This window comes from Coprococcus sp. AM14-16 (genome assembly GCF_003434675.1).
In the GTDB taxonomy this organism is placed as follows: Bacteria; Bacillota; Clostridia; order Lachnospirales; family Lachnospiraceae; genus Coprococcus; species Coprococcus aceti.
In genome coordinates this window covers 136398-155309 of the sequence record NZ_QTLL01000002.1, presented here as the reverse complement: position 1 = coordinate 155309, position 18912 = coordinate 136398, and the positions used below count along the sequence as shown (strand labels likewise).

Annotated in this window: 18 protein-coding genes; 3 read left to right on the top strand and 15 right to left on the bottom strand. The window is 41.8% G+C overall.

All coding sequences use genetic code 11. The features are described from left to right. Positions 1 to 176: 176 nt before the first annotated feature. The 3 genes from DW159_RS06910 to DW159_RS06900 are packed head-to-tail and all read left to right on the top strand — an operon-like array spanning position 177 to position 2811. Complete coding sequence (locus DW159_RS06910; protein WP_147323107.1) at positions 177 to 1436, top strand: hypothetical protein; 1260 nt, start codon at positions 177 to 179, stop codon at positions 1434 to 1436. Between the two features lie 27 nt (positions 1437 to 1463). After that, the gene (locus DW159_RS06905; protein WP_117549675.1) at positions 1464 to 1889 is read left to right on the top strand and encodes an SMI1/KNR4 family protein; all 426 of its coding nucleotides are present in this window, start codon (positions 1464 to 1466) and stop codon (positions 1887 to 1889) included. A 4-nt stretch (positions 1890 to 1893) separates the two neighbouring features. Further along, positions 1894 to 2811 carry a teneurin-3 gene (locus DW159_RS06900; protein WP_117549673.1) on the top strand — a complete coding sequence of 306 codons (918 nt, stop codon included), beginning with the start codon at positions 1894 to 1896 and terminating at the stop codon, positions 2809 to 2811. Positions 2812 to 2867: 56 nt separating this feature from the next. Here DW159_RS06900 and DW159_RS06895 read toward each other — a convergent pair whose 3' ends face one another. From DW159_RS06895 to DW159_RS06825, 15 genes are all read right to left on the bottom strand, one after another. After that, positions 2868 to 4433 (bottom strand): recombinase family protein, encoded by a 1566-nt coding sequence (locus DW159_RS06895; RefSeq protein WP_117549671.1) that lies wholly within the window; start codon positions 4431 to 4433, stop codon positions 2868 to 2870. Then, positions 4433 to 4849 carry an integrase gene (locus DW159_RS06890; protein WP_117549669.1) on the bottom strand — a complete coding sequence of 139 codons (417 nt, stop codon included), beginning with the start codon at positions 4847 to 4849 and terminating at the stop codon, positions 4433 to 4435. The genes DW159_RS06895 and DW159_RS06890 overlap by 1 nt, the downstream gene beginning before the upstream one ends. Then, a complete protein-coding gene (locus DW159_RS06885; RefSeq protein ID WP_117549666.1) occupies positions 4849 to 6408 on the bottom strand; it encodes a recombinase family protein in 1560 nt (519 codons plus the stop codon). The genes DW159_RS06890 and DW159_RS06885 overlap by 1 nt, the downstream gene beginning before the upstream one ends. A 53-nt stretch (positions 6409 to 6461) precedes the next feature. Next, positions 6462 to 6704 (bottom strand): SHOCT domain-containing protein, encoded by a 243-nt coding sequence (locus DW159_RS06880; protein WP_242992635.1) that lies wholly within the window; start codon positions 6702 to 6704, stop codon positions 6462 to 6464. A gap of 237 nt (positions 6705 to 6941) precedes the next feature. After that, positions 6942 to 8417 (bottom strand): glucosaminidase domain-containing protein, encoded by a 1476-nt coding sequence (locus DW159_RS06875; RefSeq protein ID WP_117549664.1) that lies wholly within the window; start codon positions 8415 to 8417, stop codon positions 6942 to 6944. 4 nt (positions 8418 to 8421) lie between these two features. Next, a complete protein-coding gene (locus tag DW159_RS06870) occupies positions 8422 to 8832 on the bottom strand; it encodes a phage holin family protein (protein ID WP_117549662.1) in 411 nt (136 codons plus the stop codon). Positions 8833 to 8900: 68 nt separating this feature from the next. Next, the gene (locus DW159_RS06865) at positions 8901 to 10310 is read right to left on the bottom strand and encodes a hypothetical protein (protein ID WP_117549660.1); all 1410 of its coding nucleotides are present in this window, start codon (positions 10308 to 10310) and stop codon (positions 8901 to 8903) included. A 15-nt stretch (positions 10311 to 10325) separates the two neighbouring features. Then, on the bottom strand, positions 10326 to 11666 hold the full coding sequence (locus DW159_RS06860) for a hypothetical protein (RefSeq protein ID WP_117549658.1): 1341 nt from the start codon (positions 11664 to 11666) through the stop codon (positions 10326 to 10328). Next, complete coding sequence (locus tag DW159_RS06855; protein WP_117549656.1) at positions 11660 to 13687, bottom strand: hypothetical protein; 2028 nt, start codon at positions 13685 to 13687, stop codon at positions 11660 to 11662. The genes DW159_RS06860 and DW159_RS06855 overlap by 7 nt, the downstream gene beginning before the upstream one ends. Positions 13688 to 13703: 16 nt before the next feature. After that, positions 13704 to 14066, bottom strand: a complete 363-nt coding sequence (locus DW159_RS06850) for a hypothetical protein (RefSeq protein ID WP_117549654.1) — start codon at positions 14064 to 14066, stop codon at positions 13704 to 13706. Between the two features lies 1 nt (position 14067). After that, entirely contained in the window at positions 14068 to 17061 is a 2994-nt protein-coding gene (locus DW159_RS06845; RefSeq protein ID WP_117549653.1) for a phage tail tape measure protein, read from the bottom strand. 179 nt (positions 17062 to 17240) lie between these two features. Then, the gene (locus DW159_RS06840) at positions 17241 to 17618 is read right to left on the bottom strand and encodes a hypothetical protein (protein WP_117549651.1); all 378 of its coding nucleotides are present in this window, start codon (positions 17616 to 17618) and stop codon (positions 17241 to 17243) included. Next, positions 17618 to 18208 carry a major tail protein gene (locus DW159_RS06835; protein ID WP_117549649.1) on the bottom strand — a complete coding sequence of 197 codons (591 nt, stop codon included), beginning with the start codon at positions 18206 to 18208 and terminating at the stop codon, positions 17618 to 17620. Before DW159_RS06835 ends, DW159_RS06840 begins: the two co-directional genes overlap by 1 nt. Then, positions 18201 to 18530 (bottom strand): hypothetical protein, encoded by a 330-nt coding sequence (locus DW159_RS06830; protein WP_117549647.1) that lies wholly within the window; start codon positions 18528 to 18530, stop codon positions 18201 to 18203. The genes DW159_RS06835 and DW159_RS06830 overlap by 8 nt, the downstream gene beginning before the upstream one ends. Further along, positions 18530 to 18910: an HK97 gp10 family phage protein gene (locus tag DW159_RS06825; RefSeq protein ID WP_117549646.1), complete on the bottom strand. Its 381-nt coding sequence runs from the start codon at positions 18908 to 18910 to the stop codon at positions 18530 to 18532. The genes DW159_RS06830 and DW159_RS06825 overlap by 1 nt, the downstream gene beginning before the upstream one ends. Positions 18911 to 18912: the final 2 nt, after the last annotated feature.

Below are 18912 nucleotides of genomic sequence, written 5' to 3'. Positions count from 1 at the left end.
AAAGGCTCGGTTGTTTTATATGGAAACATATCTACTGCAAAAATGTGTGTTAGGTTGTAACCTCGGATTAGATAACGCAAATTGAGTGTGTAGATTAGATGTCAGGTATTTTTGAGTAAGAGCTGAAAACTGGCAACTCGATAATAAGGGCATTTTCGGACAGTGAAATAGATGTTATGGAAGGAGAGGTAATTGTGGAATGTTGCTTTGCTTCATACGATGAATTTATAACAGAATATCAGACCTATAGGTTTGATGAGTGCTCCAACTGTAATGGATGTTGTGAGCTTATTGAAACAGATTTAACTTGTACTATCGAAGGTAGGATTTTGCATTTTTCTCCTATTCTTGTATTGCGTTGTAAAAAATGTGGAAATGAGTTCTTGCCTGAACATACGAAACAGATGATTGATGGCGCATATAGAACTGCTGTTAAGGAAAACCAGACTATAGGTGAATTTCATCCTACTGGCTATAAGAAAAAATTTGAATATTGTACTGAGCAAAATTACGATTATGACCATAGGGATTATTACAATATTCCCGGTTTGTGTTACGATGAAGAGCATTCTGTCAAAGGTTTCCTGACCCCAGTATATTTTGAAAAGGAAGCTCTAGTGTTTTTCTTGGCCATGCCAGAATATGAAGTGGAAATATTCTCAGAAAGCTACGGATATATTGCAAAGAAAGATTTTTCAGGACTGTATCAGTATGACTGGAATGTTCCATTTGGATTTAATACTAATGGGAAATTGATAATGTGGCTTGGCGATATCGATGATATGGATGATAAAACAAAAGGGATATTGAAATCATTTAATGTTCCATCAGACCATTTATTGATTGATTCTGAATTCTATCAAGCCCAGATGAAATGCGTATTTAGTGAGCCGATAATCGAAAAAAGAATCTTGATAAACAAAGAAGCATTTATTTCAAACATAAAGAAAAAGCATTCCGTCGATTTATCGCATTTAACCGATGAGTGTCAGGAACATGAGAAAAAGGTTAAGAGACCGGTTGTTTTTACCGAGACTGCAGTTGCAGAAGTTATAAATGCCTACGATAAGATTCTTGTTGAAGGGTTTAACGTTAGCGAGATGAGAAAATTGTATGAACTACTATATGATTCTTCTGAAAGAAATGCTAAATACACATCGTGGCAATCAATTAAGCTGATAGAAGCGATTTTGGTTAAACTTTCATTATCGGTAGATAACATAGATATAGCATCAGTAATGTCTCCATTATATATTCTTCATGATTATAGAATATTATTAGACCACTTGCTTTCAGCGGAAAAGATTTCTGATACAAAGCAGCATATAGTTTCTACACTTGGAGTACAAAGCTTTAATGACCAAGAAGCGATATATAACGAAGAAATTAAAAGACTGAATACGTTATTTAACTACTTAGGGGTTCTATCGAAATAAGAAAATTGTATAAGGAGTGTGACAAAGATGATTTCCGAAGAATTAAAATTGATTGTGGATAAATTCAACGAACAGGGGAAAATGAGTTTTCTTGAAGAAACAACAAAAGAAAAGATATCAGAATTTGAGAAGGAGCGTAGTGTAAAGCTTCCTACAAAATTCAAGGAATGGCTGTTGTTCTCTGATGGTGGAGAATTTTTCTTACCAGCAGGTATTCAGTTATATGGTATTGAGCATAAACCTGTAATTGATGTAGATAACAATAACAGACCTAGTGAAGATTATATCGTCATCGGTGCACTTGCATCAGGAGACCCTATTCTCTGTGAAAAAGCTGGTGAAAAAATCGCTATTTATAATCAGGAAGCCGGAAGAATTGAAGATGATGAAATCTATGATGATTTCACAGCTTTTTTGAATGACCTGTATGATTTGCTTGGCATAGGAGGTTGATTCCATGTCGAGACGAACAGCAGAATCCAATAAAGCGATACTTGCTGCTTGGAATAAGGAACAAGAATTTGTTCAGGAAGGTAAAGGAACAAGAGAGTGGACTCCAAAACAACAGCAAGATATTCTTGAAAAAGGCAAAGCTTATGATGACGATGGCGTTGCATTTCAAGGTCAGCATATGAAGAGCGCTGAAATGTATCCGGAATATCAAGGAGACCCCGGAAACATTCAGTTCCTTACAAGAGCTGAGCATTTAGAGGCTCATAACGGAAACTGGAGAAATCCAACAAACTGGTATTATAATCCAGTAACTAAAGAAAAATTTGACTTTGGTGATGGCCCATTTATTCCGTGTGAAGTAATCCACTTGCCTGAGCCGATAATGAAGCCAAGCATAACTGTAGAGAAAAAAGAAGAAACATTAACAGAACCGATAGAAAAGGTTGAAACGGAAGAAACGCCTAAAATTAAACCAGAAGCGGAAACAAGAACTATAAAACCGGTAAGTAATCCAAAACTCGATATCAAGCAATCTGGAGGTTTTGGAAATACGGTCAAAAAGGCCTTTAAAGCAGTAGTTGATTTTTCTAATCGTCATCCCGTTCTAACGGGAATAGTTAAGGCGGTGGGTGTAGCTGGATTGGCAGCCGCTGCAGATGCAGTAGCAAACGGTGGACGCTCTAGTTCTGGAGATAGCAGTTCAGGTGATTATAGTTATACACCATCACGGACTGGAAGCGACACTTTTGATGGTAGCTATGATGAAATTTTAACTGGTGACGTAGATACAGATACTTCGGCGGAACGTTCATCACCAAAAGAACATACCGTTCGACCTCATGGGCAGCATTATATCAAAAATGGTGAGCGTGTGTGGATAGAGAAAGAGGCATATCCTCGCGGCGGAAAGAAAGATGAATAACTAAAAATAACCCTCTCAACCATCATGGCTGAGAGGGTTTCGTGCGTCTAAGGACATTATCCTTCAATATCAATTTTTAGTCCGGATTTTAGCTCCACTGTGAAATAGTTGCCCCGGACGGTTATCTGCCCCAGCCAGCGTTTTACCAAGGTTTCGTCGAAGGATTCAAGGTTGGTACGCTGCTTCTTAATGTAATCCTGCAGGTCGTTAATTCTTGCAATCTGCGCGTCTCTGGCAGCGGTGTCAACAGTGCATTTTTCACGCTGCTCTCGAAGTTTGAAAATTTGGTCGGCAATCTCATCGTATGCTTCTTTGTTGTTAGCTTTTTTGATAAGCTCTCTTTGAAGCTCCATCAGCTGCTCGTCAATGCCATCAGCGGTGTTCTTTTGAGCTTCTCTGATGACTTTAGCAATATTCTGCTGTAACTGTGCCTGATAGATTGACTTATCTCCAAGGAGCGTGTTTATTGCCTGAACAACCACATTTTCTAATACCGTTTCATTGACGGTTCTTGCATGGCATTCTTCACCGGTAGGTTCCAGCCTGCTAAGGCAGCGCCAGACGATGGATTTGCAGCCACGGTTGTTCCAGTGGATTCTGCGGAACATTTCACCACACTCACCGCAAATAACAATCTGAGCGAAGCAGTGGTTGCAGCTGTAACTGCGCTTTTTGCCATTGGCGCTGGTCTTTACTACTCGCCTGCGTACCAGTTCTTCCTGCACTCGTAAGAAGATATCTTTTGGAATAATGGCTTCATGGTTTCCTTCAACATAATACTGAGGAACGATACCGTTGTTCTTTACTCTGGTCTTGTTCAGAAAGTCAGTGGTGTAAGTCTTTTGAAGAAGCGCATCACCGATGTATTTTTCATTACGAAGGATTTTGTTAATGGTGCTCGTCCACCATTTTGTTTTACCGGCGCCGGTGAGAATACCATCAGCTTCAAGTCCTTTTGCAATTTTATCCATCGAGTAGCCTTCAAGATATTCTCTGTAAATGCGCTTTACAACTTCAGCTTGTTCCGGGTCGATGATAAGGTTTCCTTCTTCATCCTTGGTGTAGCCAAGAAAATGATTGTGGTTTACTTGCACCTGACCATTCTGGTAGCGGAACTGTAATCCCAGCTTTACGTTCTGGCTAAGGGATTGTGATTCCTGCTGGGCCAGTGAAGCCATTATTGTAATCAGGACTTCACCTTTGGCGTCCATCGTGTTGATGGCTTCTTTTTCAAAGAATACCGGGATATTCTTATCTTTGAGCTGTCTGATGTATTTCAAGCAGTCCAGCGTATTTCTGGCAAATCGGCTGATGGACTTGGTAATAATCATGTCGATGGTTCCGGCTTCGCAATCTTCAATCATGCGATTAAACTCGTCACGGTTTTTAGTGTTGGTACCGGAAATACCATCATCAGCATATATGCCTGCAAATTCCCATTCAGGGTTCTTTTGAATAAATTCTGTGTAGTGTTCAACCTGAGCTTCATAACTTGTAGCCTGCTCATCGCTGTCGGTACTAACTCTACAGTACGCCGCGACTCGGAGCTTAGGCTTTGCATCCTGCTGTCTGGCTGTATTTCCAACTTGCCTTCTTGCAGGGATGACCATAACATTTCCCATCAAATAACCTCGCTTTCTATCAGACTGTATAAGTACTCGGCCTGCCTGATTGGATTGTCATAATTTTCTGTAATGTCACCAAGTCGAAAGGCTGTAGGTGGCCTTTTTGCTTTTGGTGCATTGTAGCGGTCATTGCGTCCAAGTTTTGTGGAACGCTTGCTAAGTTCAGCTTCAACTGCATCAAAGGATTCCTTGTCAATGATTGCCGGATAGAAGTCATCACCAAGATAGTGACTATTTCGCATCATTCTTTTTGCACCGGAATGAAGCAAGCCAAGCCCGGCTTCCTTTGCAGCATTGGTGAGTGACAGACCGCATAAATAATTCTTGTAAAGCTCACGAACCTGTGTGGCAGCAGCTTCATCAATAACTGCTTTGCCGTTTTCGATTCGGTAGCCATAAGGTGTATGTCCCATCAAATTCTCTCCTTAAAAGTAAGACCACAGTGAAGTACAAATCCGATTGACTGTCGACTGTAAACTTCGATGTGGTCAACGAATAGTTCAAATAAATCTTCGCTGTATTCCAGCAGCATTTCGCCGCGTTCGCAGAAGTGTATCAGGCGCTCTGTTTCATATACCTTTGAGGTATCACCTGTCACGGAGCGGTTCAGAGCCTCAATATCGCTTCTGAAGTCATTTGCCTGAGTAAGCAATGCGTTGTTCTCCTGCGTAAAAAGAATCTGGTCAATGTATCCTTGAGCCATCAACTTATGCAAGGTTTCACGCTGCTCGGCATTCTGCTCCAGTAAGGTTTCTAACTGCTGGATGCGAAGCAATGCTTTATCACTTGTATTCGCCTGCAGCGATTCAAGATAAGGTTTCAAGACCAGCTTGTGACAGTAGATTAGTTTGTTAATCATTGTTGCAAAAGCCAGCTTGATATCATCATCCTTTAAGTAAAGCATTGTGCATTTGCTGGTGTCAGTTAAGTGCGTGTTGCAGACCCAAGCAGGATATTTTACATAAGTGCTGGTATGAATTCGTCTGCGGAAGGTGTCGCCACATTCACTACAGATGATTTTGCCGGAAAAAGCATAACGCTGTTGGTATTTATTGCTTCCGCGTTTGATACCTTTCTCGTTTGCACGTTGTTCTATCAGTGCAGCAGCGGCATCAAAATCTTCATGGCTGATAATTGCTTCGTGGTGGTCTGCTACATAATACTGGTCGAGCAGACCATCATTCTTATGCCTATTGAAATTGCTGTCCGTGTAGGTCTTCTGAAAAATGCAATCGCCGGTGTACTTCTCATTTGCAAGAATGCCTCGAATGCTGGAAGAAGTCCAGCGACCACCTTTCTTGGTAGGTACATTTTCTGTATTCAGGTTTTTGGCGATAGCATCTGTTCCTTTGCCTGCAAGAAGCTCAGAAAAGATACGCTTTACGATTACCGCCTGCTCTGGGTCAACAATGATTTCTCCATTTTCCCAGCGATAGCCATAAGGTACATACCCTAATTTGTAGGTTCCGTTTTCAAAGCGCTTTTTTATTCCCCACTTGTTATTTTCAGAAATAGAAGTGGATTCTCCTTCGGCCACCCCGCTTAGGATGGAAAGGAATAGTTCACTTTCCATTGAGCCGGTGTTGATGTTTTCTTTTTCGAAGTAAACAGGAATATTCAGGTTCAAAAGGGTTCTGACAATGTCCAAGCAGTCTGTTGTATTTCTGGAAAAGCGGCTGATAGATTTTGTGATTACAAAGTCGACTTTCTTTGCCTTGCAGTCTTCAATGAGGCGCATAAGCTTTGGACGTTTGTCTGCTCTGGTTCCGGTGATACCTTCATCAAAATAAAGACCTGCAAACTCCCAATCATCACGAGAATTGATGTAATTCTCATAATGTGTTTTCTGAGTTTCCAGACTTTCAAGCTGGGCATCAGAATCCGTAGAAACTCGGCAATAAGCTGCAACACGGAGCTTTTTCTTTGCTACTTTGGAAGGCTGTATTTTATCTATTTTTGTCACCTTCTTCACGGTAATTCACCTCCTTCGTCAGTGTATATACATCACTCTAAACGCTACATTTATCAAGTGATTTTGGGCATAATCTCACGGAGCATCGGAGAGAATGTGTCGCGGTTTATCTGAGTCAATTTGTTGAATTCCACCAAGGAAATAAGTCCAGCGGATAGGAGCATATTTGCAGTTTCCTGTGCCATAAAGTAGTCGTAATCCTGCTGGATTTCTATGTCAGTCAAAGGCTTTGCAGGAGCCTTCAAGTGTGCTGCTATGTCAGTTGTTTGTAATACAGTTTTGGTTTCTGCCTGCATGATAGTACCTCCAAATCTTAGTTCTTCACTTTCCACTGGAGATTTGCAGATGATTTGAGCGGTAAAATATTTAGAAATGACAAGGTCTATCAATATGTATATATAAACTTTGTATAGGGATAAAAAATATAGCCTATATAAAAGTTAGGAAAATACCCTTGATACACCTTGCAGATAACAGAAAAAGGCCCGTAGATACTCAACTGTAGAGTACCCACGGGTCAAAGATATTGATGGCTATAGAATTGTGCAGAAGTCCAGCGAAATCCAGCCTGCACCGGATTTTAACTTGCCCCAGCCCTTAGTTGAGCCTGCGCCGGCTTTCACTTCTGTAATTGTGAAAACACCAACGCCGGTATAAAACCCGGCTTTGCTATAATTGGTTCCGGCGCCTTTGCGGATGTTAAGGTCTGGAATTGAAACTTTTACTAAGAAAGGACACTTGTAAGTGGATGTGTTTTTGGCAGGATAGATTTTCTTTCCAGATGAGTCAAATACATAATATCCCGGATTCTTGTCAGCACAGGCTTTGGCATTGTCCAGTATCTTGTAGGCTCCCAGCTGACTCTTACTATCAGACCAAGACTTACGAACTCTGTACCATACGATTTTTTCAGATGATTCTGTTGCATCGTATTGCGTAAGATTGAAACGCTCGATAATGGAGCAGAGCTTTGATACATAGGTTGAACTTGTAGCATAGCCACCATCCTTAATAAGCTGTGCAGCCTTTTTGTAATCAGTGCAGCCAGCAAGTCCATCGTATCGTTTCTTGCTTCCATTCATCGCACCAAGCAAATAAGCAGAATGGTCAGCAATTGATGCTTCAACAGAAGGATATTTCCTGAATTCAGCTGTGATAGTAGTGAGCGTTCCGGCGGTATATTCTTCTTTGGTTTCCTTGGTGTATTTGCTTGTACCGTCCCATGTTGAGCCAGACCAAGTGTTACCGGAAAGTGAGCACTTCATACCAAAGCAGTTATTGGCATTCTGGGCAAGTTCAGATTTTCCATAGCCGGATTCAAGAATAAACTGTGCCGCAGAGATTGAGGCAAGGATACCAGTCTTTTTCATATCAGCCTTGCAGAGTTCACCAATTTTTGCAGCAGCCTGTTCCTCGGTGAGAGTCTTAAAGGCAGTAGTCTGAAGTCCTGTGTTAGGTGTTTCAACTGTCTCAAGAGCAGCAGTTACCTTTGATGCAACATCACCAAGTCTTGCGTACAGCCAATTTCCCGGACAGGATTTATTTGCAAACCATCTGTGTACCGTGATAATCATTTCATCAGTAGCAGGGCTGTAATTCAGGGACTTGTCCTTATCTGCAAACCATAAGAGTTTCTTTTTGCCATAACGCTTGCAGATGTCTGTGCAAAGCTCGATAAGTCTTTCGTAGACCTTGTCATTCATGGCATAAGGTTCTGTTTTATCAGAGGCACATTCGATTGTGATAGCGCGCTGGTCATTAGCATTGCTGGAAGTGCACCAAGGGCGGTTCTTTTCCTCGACATACATACCGATTCGGCCATTCTTGTCTATACCATAATTTGATGATGCCTGAGTAGATGATTTGTAAAACCAATCACCCAGTCCCTCAGCAGTACACTGGCCCACAACGCAGTGAGGTGAAATACGGTCGATAGCGTGTGTTCTCTGCCCTGAGTGATTTGGACTGAGTTTAGTATAAGCGATTAGTGAGCTATTTGTATAAACCATAGCGTTAGTCCTCCTTTTCTGATTTGTCGTGAAGCTGTTCTAAGACTGCTTTCATCTTGGCAGGTACCGGAAGTCCAAGATGAGCAGCATTTTCTAAAAGGGATACTCCTTCATTGGAAATGTAGAAGAAGATAACAGCAGTACGAAGAATACTGCCAGTTCCGATAACTTGTACGTCCAGAATATTTGCAATTCCTACAAGCAAGAAAATAAGTACCTTGCGGCAGATACCTTTGAAGCCAACTTCACTGGATAGAGTTTTATCTGCAATTGCGCACATGACACCGGTGATGTAATCAATAACCACGAATGCCAATAGTGCAAAAAGCAGACCGTCACAGCCGCCTAAGAAGTAGCCAAGCCATCCTCCAATTCCGGCAAATAAAAGTTGAATTGTGTTCCAGAATTCCTTCATGATAAATTCCTCCGTTTCTAAAGATTTGTATGAAAAAAGCACCTCCGAAGAGATGCTTGATTCCAAGATTACTGTTCCTGAATGATATATGTGATTTTCATGGTCTTATCTGCGGTCTTTGTTACCGGCTCGGATAAGTTATTGATAGTAGCCAGATAGTTTGCAGGAGTAAAGAAAGCACTGGTTGTGTAATTTCCGATACTGCAGAAATATAACATAGGTTCATTCAAAACAGGAGTATATGAACAGTTATAGTAGTTACTGTAGATTTCAAAATTTTCTGTTTTCAGGCATTCATTTGTCTGGTCGTTAATGATATAGATATGCCTGCTGGAGCTGTTACTTGAACAACATACCCAATAAATGCGCCCTTCATAAGCCATAAACGGTGAACAGTCAATGCTGCTCATCCCTTTCATAGTTATCTTTACAACATTTGCGGAGTTGCCTATTTCAAATTTATAAACAGAACAAGGACTGTTATAGCTTCTAAGATAAACATATTCGTGATGTGCAAAAGCAAATTTCATACCATTAGCTGTGAGGGTCACATTTGTTGTATTGACCATAGTGTACTGCGTGATATGCCAGTTGGCTGTATTGATTTTAGTAACTACAAAGGTGCTGTTTGCATTCATTTGGTAGGAGGATGAAGCAAAGATATAAAGGCATCTGTCGGAATGGTCGTAGTTATAAGCAAAATAGGCTGTTGGAAGTGTTGTCCCAAGAGCATCAAGGTCTATTTCTTCAATCAGAGCTTTCCTGCTATATGGGTTTTCAAGTACAGATATCGACTGCAGATAGGCTCTTCGCTTAACAATGGATATGCTGGTAGCATTTTTTATCTTAAAGTAGTAAGCAATGTCATTCTGACGGTCAATCAGGAAAAGGACCTCTGTAGTACCAACTGTAAGGCCAGAATAATGGTCGCCTGTGTTGGCACCTGTATAGTTCGTATGAACATATTGGAGTGGACTGTCATAGAAGCCCACTCCAAGAGGATAGTTTGTGTTAAGCACAGCATCATCGCTTCCGTAACTGGTATAACCGCCATTAACATGCGTCAGGCATACACAAGAAATGGTACCATTAGCCTGAGAGGTAGCAAAATCATATACAAACTTCATATATCGATTTGTCATGTTGAGCTCGCTTTCTGTTTGGTTATAACCTCCACGTTTAGTTCCTTTTGTATTGTTCTGAGCATTGTAGGCAGCGCAGCCGATAAGGTTTGTACTTGCAGGAGCATAAAGCATATTAGGGTTTTCCTCGATGGCATTATCGAAAAGAAGCAACCCACCGAGTAACTTCTGATAATATGGCACGATGCTGTTATACATAGTAGATGGATTGTTCAAATGTCCCAGCGGCTTGAAGATATTAGTCAGTGCATTGGTAATCATATTGTGCTCAACCACGGTTTCTTTCTTGCCGGTATGAACATCAGTAAGTTCGATTTTTATTGTACCTTTAAGCATTTATCAAGACCTCCTTTAATTGATGTAGGTTATTTTGAAACGAGATAGGGTTGCATTATCGTGGAGCACGAAATGCAGAATGAGTATCCTTGTTTCATTTAAGCTGTTGTAAAGTTCGTCAGTGTCTGTGTTCAGCCAATCCGAAAGCGGAACTTCCTCGGAGAATGTTTCACCATTATCAAGGGACTGGCATATACCGACTTCGCCGGAAAACTGAGCAGTGAGCAGCTTAATTCCAAGAATAGAAATATGGCTTATATCAATCACAGAGGTGATTATCTGCGGATATGGATAAGCCTTAAGCGTTGCTTTCAGCAGCTGTGTTTCTCCACCAGCTTTCCAAAGATAGATAGTAGGATTTTCAAGTGGCGTGAGTAATTCTTCTGAAGGTTTCTCCTGAGAACCGTATTTATAAAACATAGCAGCAGTGGGGTTATCAATTTCCAGAGGAACAAGCTCGCCATCGGTGATTGTGTAGAAAACATCTTCAAGCTTCAGCAAATAACCATGGGAATCACTGCCGGTTCCTTCGTACATGTCATAGACAATATTCCAGTTCTTTCCAAACTCATCGGTGTGGTAGAAGCTGACCATTGTTCCACCGCCTGCACCAGAGCTGTCAACAAGTGAAAGTGCTGTCGTTGCGCCATTGCAGATGATTTCAGATGTGCCTGTATTTCCAGAAGTAGGAGTCTGGATTATATTCAGGAACATATCATTACTGCCAAGCAGGAACAACTCAAATATCAGCCTGTTAGCTTCTACGCGGTTGTTGTATACGGTGTAGCCTTCAAATCTTATTTTTAGAAACTCCAGACCGTTGGAACAGACGCCTTGCTGACGGTATAAAGCAGTGGAGCATCCATCTCTGCGCATTATCTTTAGTTGCTCTGAATTTGAGCCAAATCCGAACCAGTGATTGCTGGAAACATATACAGTTGATGCAGCAACATCATCAAACAGAAACGCATCAAGACCGGCAGTTGAAAAGGTGCTGTCATCGTTATAGCCATTGTTGATATAACTCATGCCTTCAGTGGTATTCAGATATGGAAGTAGTACAGTTTTTTCATCACCGCTTTCAGCAATCAGTACTATTGCTGGTATTTCTTCATCGGCGACAAATTCTATATAGAGACTGGTGCAGGCAATTGTTGTTTCCGGCTCGAAAGGAAGAGAACCTTCATAGAGCAGATTCTCTTTTGTATTATCTTCATAAATAGAAAGCTCTGCGGCACCTTCAATACGATAGATGCGCAGAGCCTTTTCAAATTCTATGTTGCTGGGATTTTCCTCAGCTAATATTTCAATAGGGTCGGTTCTCGACCAGTTATATTTGGTTTCGTCAATCAGCATTCTGTTACCTCCATTTTCTCAACACGTTCAAATGGTGTTGTGTTGATTTCCAGCTTTTGAAGAAATCCGGCATTGATATCAGATTCTTCAGATACCATTGCGTAGTCACTGATGAGACAGAAGGCATCGGACTCATTGATTTCAATTACTGTCAAATCATATTCTCCCGGAGCAGTAACATCCATTGTAAAGGTCTGTACTACTTCTACAACGCTGATGCGCTCATTCAGTCTGTCATAGCCAAAGTCCATACCGGTGAAAGCAATAGATTCAAATACCTGACGCATAGAGAAGTCGTTTCGTGGAGGAAACTGTACCATTGTACTATCAGCAAGAGAAGCGTAGGAGAAGTCCATACCGGTGAATTTGATGCTGTCGAAAGATTCAGTGATATTGATACGCCCATTCCAGTCGCCGATACCAGCAACAAGTCCCTGACCACTTATGGTTGCTCTTATTTGCAATTCGCCGATTGTAAGCGTTCCGCCTGTAATCGAAAGATAAACTTCAAAGGTGTTCTCTGAGTTTTCAATTACGGAAGACAGCGGATAAAAGAGTGTTAGTATGTGCCTTCCATCAACGCAGGTCTTTTCAGGGTAGAAAGTTTCAACGGTATCTCCGTTTACTTTGTAGGTGACTAAAAGTTCCGGTATTTTCTTGCCCGTGAAGGAATACTGCACAGGCTTTGAGACAGTAATCGTTTCTTCTTCGCTTTCTTCTTCATAGGTTGCAATTCCATCAAGAGTGCGTTCTTCCTCATCAGCAATAACATTTAATAGGAACTCACCAAGGAACATAGCAGTCGTAGATTCCTTTGAAGTAAAATCAATGGAAAGCACTTGCGTTGGTGATGACTTGATGGTGTAAGGGGAAACATTCATAAAACTGTAGACAACTGTTTTATTGGTTTCCACCTGATTTATCAGGCCTACAATATTCTTATCATTCTTACTTTTGGCGGCTGCCAGCTTTGGATTTTTTCCTACGCATTTCAGAGTATGTTTGCCATTGATGTTGTAGGTGATGCTGGTGATACATGAAACCTTTGTGTCATCTGCATGGCCGCCGGAAAAGCGCAATACATCCATTGGGTCAAAGGCCGGATTTCCGATGGTAGTGCTGTCAAAAGGGACATATTCCACAACAGTAATCTGGTTCAGGATATTGTTTAGAATCCTTGCTCGTGTTGATTGCAAACCAAATTGCAGAAGCGGATTTACTCCAAGGTTCATTGTTAGACCATCATCCGGCTCAATACAGTAGTATTCAGAGATTTCCTTTAGCTGGTTGGTGGATGAGATGGCCGTATATCGTGTAACAAAATCAGAATAAGTGCTGTTGAAACGTTCCTTTGCCGGAATGGTATCAATAGGCGTGTTGCTGTATGGAATAAGCTCAAGCTTTCCTTCTCGGTTTATCAGGCAGACACAGCCAAGAACCTGTGCAACATAAAAAAGCAGGTCACGGAAAGTCTCCATATCATTTTCTGCATAAATACCGAGAGTTTCTTTGCCATTAGGAAGAGCCTCGATTTGCTCACGAGTTTGAGCCATTTCAACTTTGCAGGATGTACAAGCAACATTTAGAAAGTTATACGCTGTTCCTCCGGCAGCTTCCAACTTTAATGTCTTGTCAAAGCGGAGCATATAATCATAAGCTTTAAGTTCAAGGCAGCGTATATTTCTGTTGGCTTCGGTAACTTCAAAAATACCCATCGGAACGGTTTCAACTGAGCCATTTGGAAGATTGAGATGAAAGAAGATTTTTACCTGCGCTCCATTTAAAGTGTATCGGTCTATGTCATTTAGTAAAGTTATGCCAAGCTCAGAGGCATAAACGGTACCCAGCTCTATTTCGGAACTTCCACAACACTGCCTTGTGATGTAGCCGGAGCCTTTGACGATGTCATTATTATCAAATTCATAAGTGACATGGTTCTTGGTTACAATAGAACCAGTCCAATAATAACTTCTGGTATTGCTATCAATTGCCTGTAAAAATTCATCAGATACCGGATACACGCTTTCACCTCCAATCTTATAGTTCTTTTAGCGTGAAGGATACAGACCATAATCCTTTATAGCTGGTATCCTTTTCGAGCTTTGCTTTATATCCATCGATGTACATTTCAGCTTCCTTTAGTACCAGGTCCTCAATATCGAAGTATTGAACTGCAATCTTGCTTTGTTTTGAGAAGGCAGATAGTTTTTTCAGCCATACAGGAGTAATAGAAAATGAGACCGGAATTTCCACAACACCTGCACGAATGACATCGCGCTGTGTAGTCCCGGCCTCAGTCTCTCCGCTGGAGTCTGCTTCAATGGAAGAGAGCTGTACATCATAGGATTTTGGCAGAGGAAGCTTCACGCCATCAAAAATCAAATACTGAAAATATGCCATGTTATCTGCCTCCGCTTCTTAGATTTGTTCGCTGCTGTGCATTGACGATTATCTCATCAAGCATCGTGTTGCCAAGATACACTGGAATGACAATGTCGCCAGCCTGTGCATTAATGTCACCAAAGGTATCCTTTAGTGCACTGACAATTCCAGAAACGATATCTGCATTGCCAGCTGAGCTTCTGCTTATTGCAATACCAGATGCATCAGCAGTTGTCACATTTGGATTGATTACCATATCAGAGGCAACTCCTGATACAGCTTTTTCAATAAGACCTCGGCTGTCATTGATTCCCTTAGCAAGTCCCTGCATGAAGTCGGGCATCCAGCTTTCGTATTCCGTAAGAGGGCCTTCATCCGGCACAGAGAAATGCAAGAATGATGTAATTTTATCCGCTACGCTTTTTACTGCATCACCTACAGCAGAAATACAGCTTTTTATTCCATTGACGATACCCATTATGATATCTTTGCCCCATTGTAGAGCCTTTGAAGGGAGGCTGGTAATATAGCTTATAGCAGTCTGAAAACCAGATTTTATGCTGGATGAAATATTGCCCACCGTAGTTTTGATACCTGACAGAATGTTATTGAACACATTGGATACGGTAGTTTTAATGCCATTTACGATTGAAGTTATGGTATTTTTGATTCCGTTCCATACCGTAGAGATAGTAGTCTTGATTGCGTTGACGACTGTTGAAACGGTAGCCTTTATCGCATTCCATACCGTGGTTATGACCGTCTTGATGGCATTGATAATTGTTGTAACCGTAGTTTGTATTGCTGTCCACGCTGTTGTCAGGAAGGTGGATATCGCATTAACGATTGTGGTTATTGTCGTCTGAATGGCCGTCCAAACTGTAGTGATGACGGTTTTTATTGCATTGACCACAGTCGTGATTGCTGTTTTTATTGCATTCCAAGCAGTAGTGAAGGCTGTCTGAATAGCGGTTAACACTGTATCAATGGCAGTTTTTATCGTGTTCCAGATAGTTGAAATAACCGTTTTGATAGTTTCCATTGCAGTGGAAATGATATTCTTCACATTTTCAAGGAAACCATCTATGAAGTTTCTGAATCCTTCGCAGTTGTCATAGAGCAGCTTAAAGGCACCGGCAAACGGATTTACTAAAAGAAGGAGTAAGCCTTGCCAGTTGTTTTTTACAAAGTCGATGACACCTGTAAAAAAGTTCCTTATTGCTTCCACGACAGTAGATACAACAGACTTTATTCCTTCCCAGAGATTTATCCAGAATTGTCTGAAGCCATCACATTTATTCCAGAGAACAACGAAGATTGCTATCAATGCAACAATGGCAGCGATGATAAGCACATAAGGGTTTGCAGCGCATACTGCATTGAATGCAGCCATAGTACCCTGAACCGCTTTTAATGCGCCACCGAGCTTTGGAATGATTGTCATAATAGTGCCAACAGCAGATATTACTTTACCAATGATAATTAGCACCGGACCAATGGCTGCAACTACAAGAGCAATCGTTACAATGACCTTTTTGGTTCCTTCATCCATGCTGTTCAGCCAGTCTACGAAACCTTGAATGGCGCCGATAATGCTTTTTATTGATGGCATCAGAAGCTCTCCAAAGGAGATGGCAAGTCCCTCTAATGCAGATTTTAAAATAGTAATCTGACCTTGAAGATTATCAAGCTGAGTGTCAGCCATCTGCTGTGCAGCTCCGGTACTGTTGGTGATGGAGCTTTGTAAGCTATCCCATGTTTCACCGGTATTGGCAAGAAGAGCATTTACGGATGAAAGGTCAGTCTTGTTAAAAATCGTGCTAATGATATTTGCTTTTTCTTCAGAGGTCATGCCTTCCATACTGGTATTCAGGTCGCCCAAGATATCGTTCATTGAACGCATATTTCCTTCCGAATCGTATACGGAAACACCGAGTGCCTGCATCTGAGCAGCGGCTTTATCAGTCGGGTTTTGCAATGAAAGAATGATGTTTCTTAAATGCGTACCACCTTCAGCACCCTTGATACCGTTATTGGCTAAGATACCAAGTGCGGTATTCAATTCTGCTGTGCCGCCTTTGATAGATTTGGCTGTAGCACCAATGGTAAGAATACCTTCACCGAGTTGTGCAACTGAGGTGTTGGTGCTGGAAGCGGTCTTTGCCATCTGGTCAACCATTGTGTCGGCTTCAGAGGTTTCCATGCCAAGAGCAGACATGGCGTCGGTAACCATATCCGATGCAGATGCAAGGTCGATACCACCAGCTGCAGCAAGGTTAAGAACTGTAGGAAGAGTGTCGCACATTTCCTGAGTATCATAACCGGCCAAAGCAAGGTAGTTTAATGCTTGTGCACATTCAGATGCAGAGAAGGCTGTTTCAGAGCCCATCTTCTTTGCAAGCTCTGAAAGGGTGTCCATTGTATTGACAGACTGGCCATCAACTGTAGACATGGAGTCAGCTGTGATACCCATTGTGGCTTGCACTTGACTCATGGAACTTTCAAAGTTTGCAGCAGTTGTAACAGCGGCAGTTCCAAGACCAGTAACAGCAGCAGTGACCGGAAGCATTTTTTCACCAGCAGAGGAAATGTTGTCTCCGACAGTTTTTAGCTTTTCACCAGTAGCAGATATTTTCTGTAACGCAGTAGCTGATTGATTTGCTTGTTCTTCCAGCCTTTTCAGGTCGTTTTCTGTTTCAATAATTTCACGTTGCAGAGCGTCATATTGTTCCTGTGATATATCACCATTGGCAAGGGCAGTATTTGCTTGTTCGGCAGCAGTTTTTAAGGTTTCCAGCTTTTCCTTGGTTTCCTTTACTGCATCAGCGAGTAGTTTTTGTTTCTGCGCTAATAGCTCTGTATTGCCGGGGTCGAGTTTTAGCAGCTTTTCAACATCCTTTAGCTGTGATTGAGTATCTTTGATGGAAGAGTTGACGCCCTTTAAGGCGGTCTGTAGTTTGGTAGTATCACCACCGATTTCTACCGTAATTCCTTTGATTCTACTTGCAGCCATGTGGGGTACCTCCTTCCATTAGAATTTGTCGAAATCTTCCTGCGTAGCAAGAGTGGCATATTTGTAATCATCATTCCTGCTTTCTGCGAACATGTCATTGACCATGCCGATAGTTAGCAGGTCAAGGTCTCGGATGGATAATCCGAGCTGCACGCAGCGAAGCAGGAAGAGGGGTGTTGTCATTTCGCGGTCAGTTGCGCGAAGTTTTTTTTAGACTCAATATCAGTCTGAGTGTTAAGTCCCCAGAGCTGAATGAGCTGAGGAAGAACCTGATAGATGGAGAATGTATTAAACTCATCCAGCCAGTCTTCCGGATTATCAGGGATAGAAGCATCTGCGTGCTTGGCCATGATATAGGCGATGTTTTCAAACATTTCTAACGAAAACATATCAAGAGATGAATTTTCAGGATTGCCATCACCGATACTCTTTTCAAGCTCGTGCAGGTCTTTGTAAATATCCCTGTGGAATTTCATACGATAGATACGAGGAATGGCAGCAGAGGCCCTAAAAGGAACCTCTTTACCGTCAATCTCGATTTTCTGTGTCATACTCATTAGCCGATACCTCCTTCAGCAGTTGCGGCAGCAGGCATATAAACAGCCTTATACCAATCTGCATAAACAGTTGAATCCGTTGTGTTTCCGGTCTTGGCTTTTACCATGCCATTGGCAAGAGGTGTAGCTTTGATGGAAAGGGTCTCAGTCTGTACTTCCTTGCTGTCCTCGTTGGTATTGCCTTCAATCCCCGGACGGGAAGCGGAACAGTTGTACATGACATGACGGATGTGTTTCTGGTCGCCATCAAACTCAAAAAGCAAAGCAAAAGAAGCAAGTTCAACTTCTGAGTTTTCAATAAGGACGCCATTGGCATCGAGTTCCTCTTTGAGTACGTCTGTACGGAAGGACTCAGGAATAAGAGCAAGCTCTAAATCACCGTCATAGCCCATATTGTTGTTGATGACGTAATATGCTACGCCATCGGCATAGAAGTTTTCAGGCTCACCATTTGCATCCAGTGAGATAGATACGGAACCGGGCATCGCAACAGGAGTGCCATAGGATACGGTTCCATCTTCTGCAATGGAAAGCAAAGCATAATGAGCGTTTTTTAGGTTGTATTTGACCTTGTTATTCTTATCAGCCATTGTTAATTACCTCCATTTCAAATGTGTACAGGACTTCATAGAGCTTTTCGCTCTCAATCCAAGTTTCTGATTTGTTATAAAAAATGCCGTGACTATCCATCACGGCTTCGATACTGTTTTCGAGTGCAGGGTCTTTGCAGTCGGTATACAGCTCAATATGAACCTCGTTTATCTTGAAATACACCACGCCATCTGCAGCAAAGTTATTACTGCCGGGTATGAGATAACAGATAAAAGGTGGTTCAGGAGATTCGCCTTCAGCGAAATGGTCATAAGCAAAAGGCAGCTTCATCTCCTGAAGCATTTTGACTATTGATTTCATTATTTCAGGCTCCTCTCAATTTCTTTTTCAAGTTCCTCAATACCTGCCTGCTCTGCAGGAGCAATATGCGCTCTGCCTGCAACACGTCCTCCGCCGCGCTTGGCATGGCCAAACTCAAGTAAGTGGGCCAGCTGATAGCGATTTTTGGAATAGACGGTTACTTCTAGAGAATTTGAGGTTTCCTTGGTGTTTTTTACTGACCAGCTTTTAGCATATTTACCGGTATCAGAAGGAGCAGTAGCCTGAATCTGCTTTCTTACGGTGGTTCCGGCTTTCTTTACTGCAGCTTTTAAGTCATCCGTGGCAAGGTCAGCATAATCCTGCAAGCCTTCCATGATAACAGAAGCCATCTGGTCAATTGTTACTCTGTTAGAAGACATAT

Bases quoted from the DNA above. Each gene is read 5' to 3' on its own strand.
- DW159_RS06910 (WP_147323107.1), top strand. From the start codon at position 177: ATGGAAGGAGAGGTAATTGTGGAATGTTGCTTTGCTTCATACGATGAA.
- DW159_RS06905 (WP_117549675.1), top strand. From the start codon at position 1,464: ATGATTTCCGAAGAATTAAAATTGATTGTGGATAAATTCAACGAACAG.
- DW159_RS06900 (WP_117549673.1), top strand. From the start codon at position 1,894: ATGTCGAGACGAACAGCAGAATCCAATAAAGCGATACTTGCTGCTTGG.
- DW159_RS06895 (WP_117549671.1), bottom strand. From the start codon at position 4,433: ATGGGAAATGTTATGGTCATCCCTGCAAGAAGGCAAGTTGGAAATACA.
- DW159_RS06890 (WP_117549669.1), bottom strand. From the start codon at position 4,849: ATGGGACATACACCTTATGGCTACCGAATCGAAAACGGCAAAGCAGTT.
- DW159_RS06880 (WP_242992635.1), bottom strand. From the start codon at position 6,704: ATGCAGGCAGAAACCAAAACTGTATTACAAACAACTGACATAGCAGCA.
- DW159_RS06875 (WP_117549664.1), bottom strand. From the start codon at position 8,417: ATGGTTTATACAAATAGCTCACTAATCGCTTATACTAAACTCAGTCCA.
- DW159_RS06870 (WP_117549662.1), bottom strand. From the start codon at position 8,832: ATGAAGGAATTCTGGAACACAATTCAACTTTTATTTGCCGGAATTGGA.
- DW159_RS06865 (WP_117549660.1), bottom strand. From the start codon at position 10,310: ATGCTTAAAGGTACAATAAAAATCGAACTTACTGATGTTCATACCGGC.
- DW159_RS06860 (WP_117549658.1), bottom strand. From the start codon at position 11,666: ATGCTGATTGACGAAACCAAATATAACTGGTCGAGAACCGACCCTATT.
- DW159_RS06850 (WP_117549654.1), bottom strand. From the start codon at position 14,066: ATGGCATATTTTCAGTATTTGATTTTTGATGGCGTGAAGCTTCCTCTG.
- DW159_RS06845 (WP_117549653.1), bottom strand. From the start codon at position 17,061: ATGGCTGCAAGTAGAATCAAAGGAATTACGGTAGAAATCGGTGGTGAT.
- DW159_RS06840 (WP_117549651.1), bottom strand. From the start codon at position 17,618: ATGAGTATGACACAGAAAATCGAGATTGACGGTAAAGAGGTTCCTTTT.
- DW159_RS06835 (WP_117549649.1), bottom strand. From the start codon at position 18,208: ATGGCTGATAAGAATAACAAGGTCAAATACAACCTAAAAAACGCTCAT.
- DW159_RS06830 (WP_117549647.1), bottom strand. From the start codon at position 18,530: ATGAAATCAATAGTCAAAATGCTTCAGGAGATGAAGCTGCCTTTTGCT.
- DW159_RS06825 (WP_117549646.1), bottom strand. From the start codon at position 18,910: ATGTCTTCTAACAGAGTAACAATTGACCAGATGGCTTCTGTTATCATG.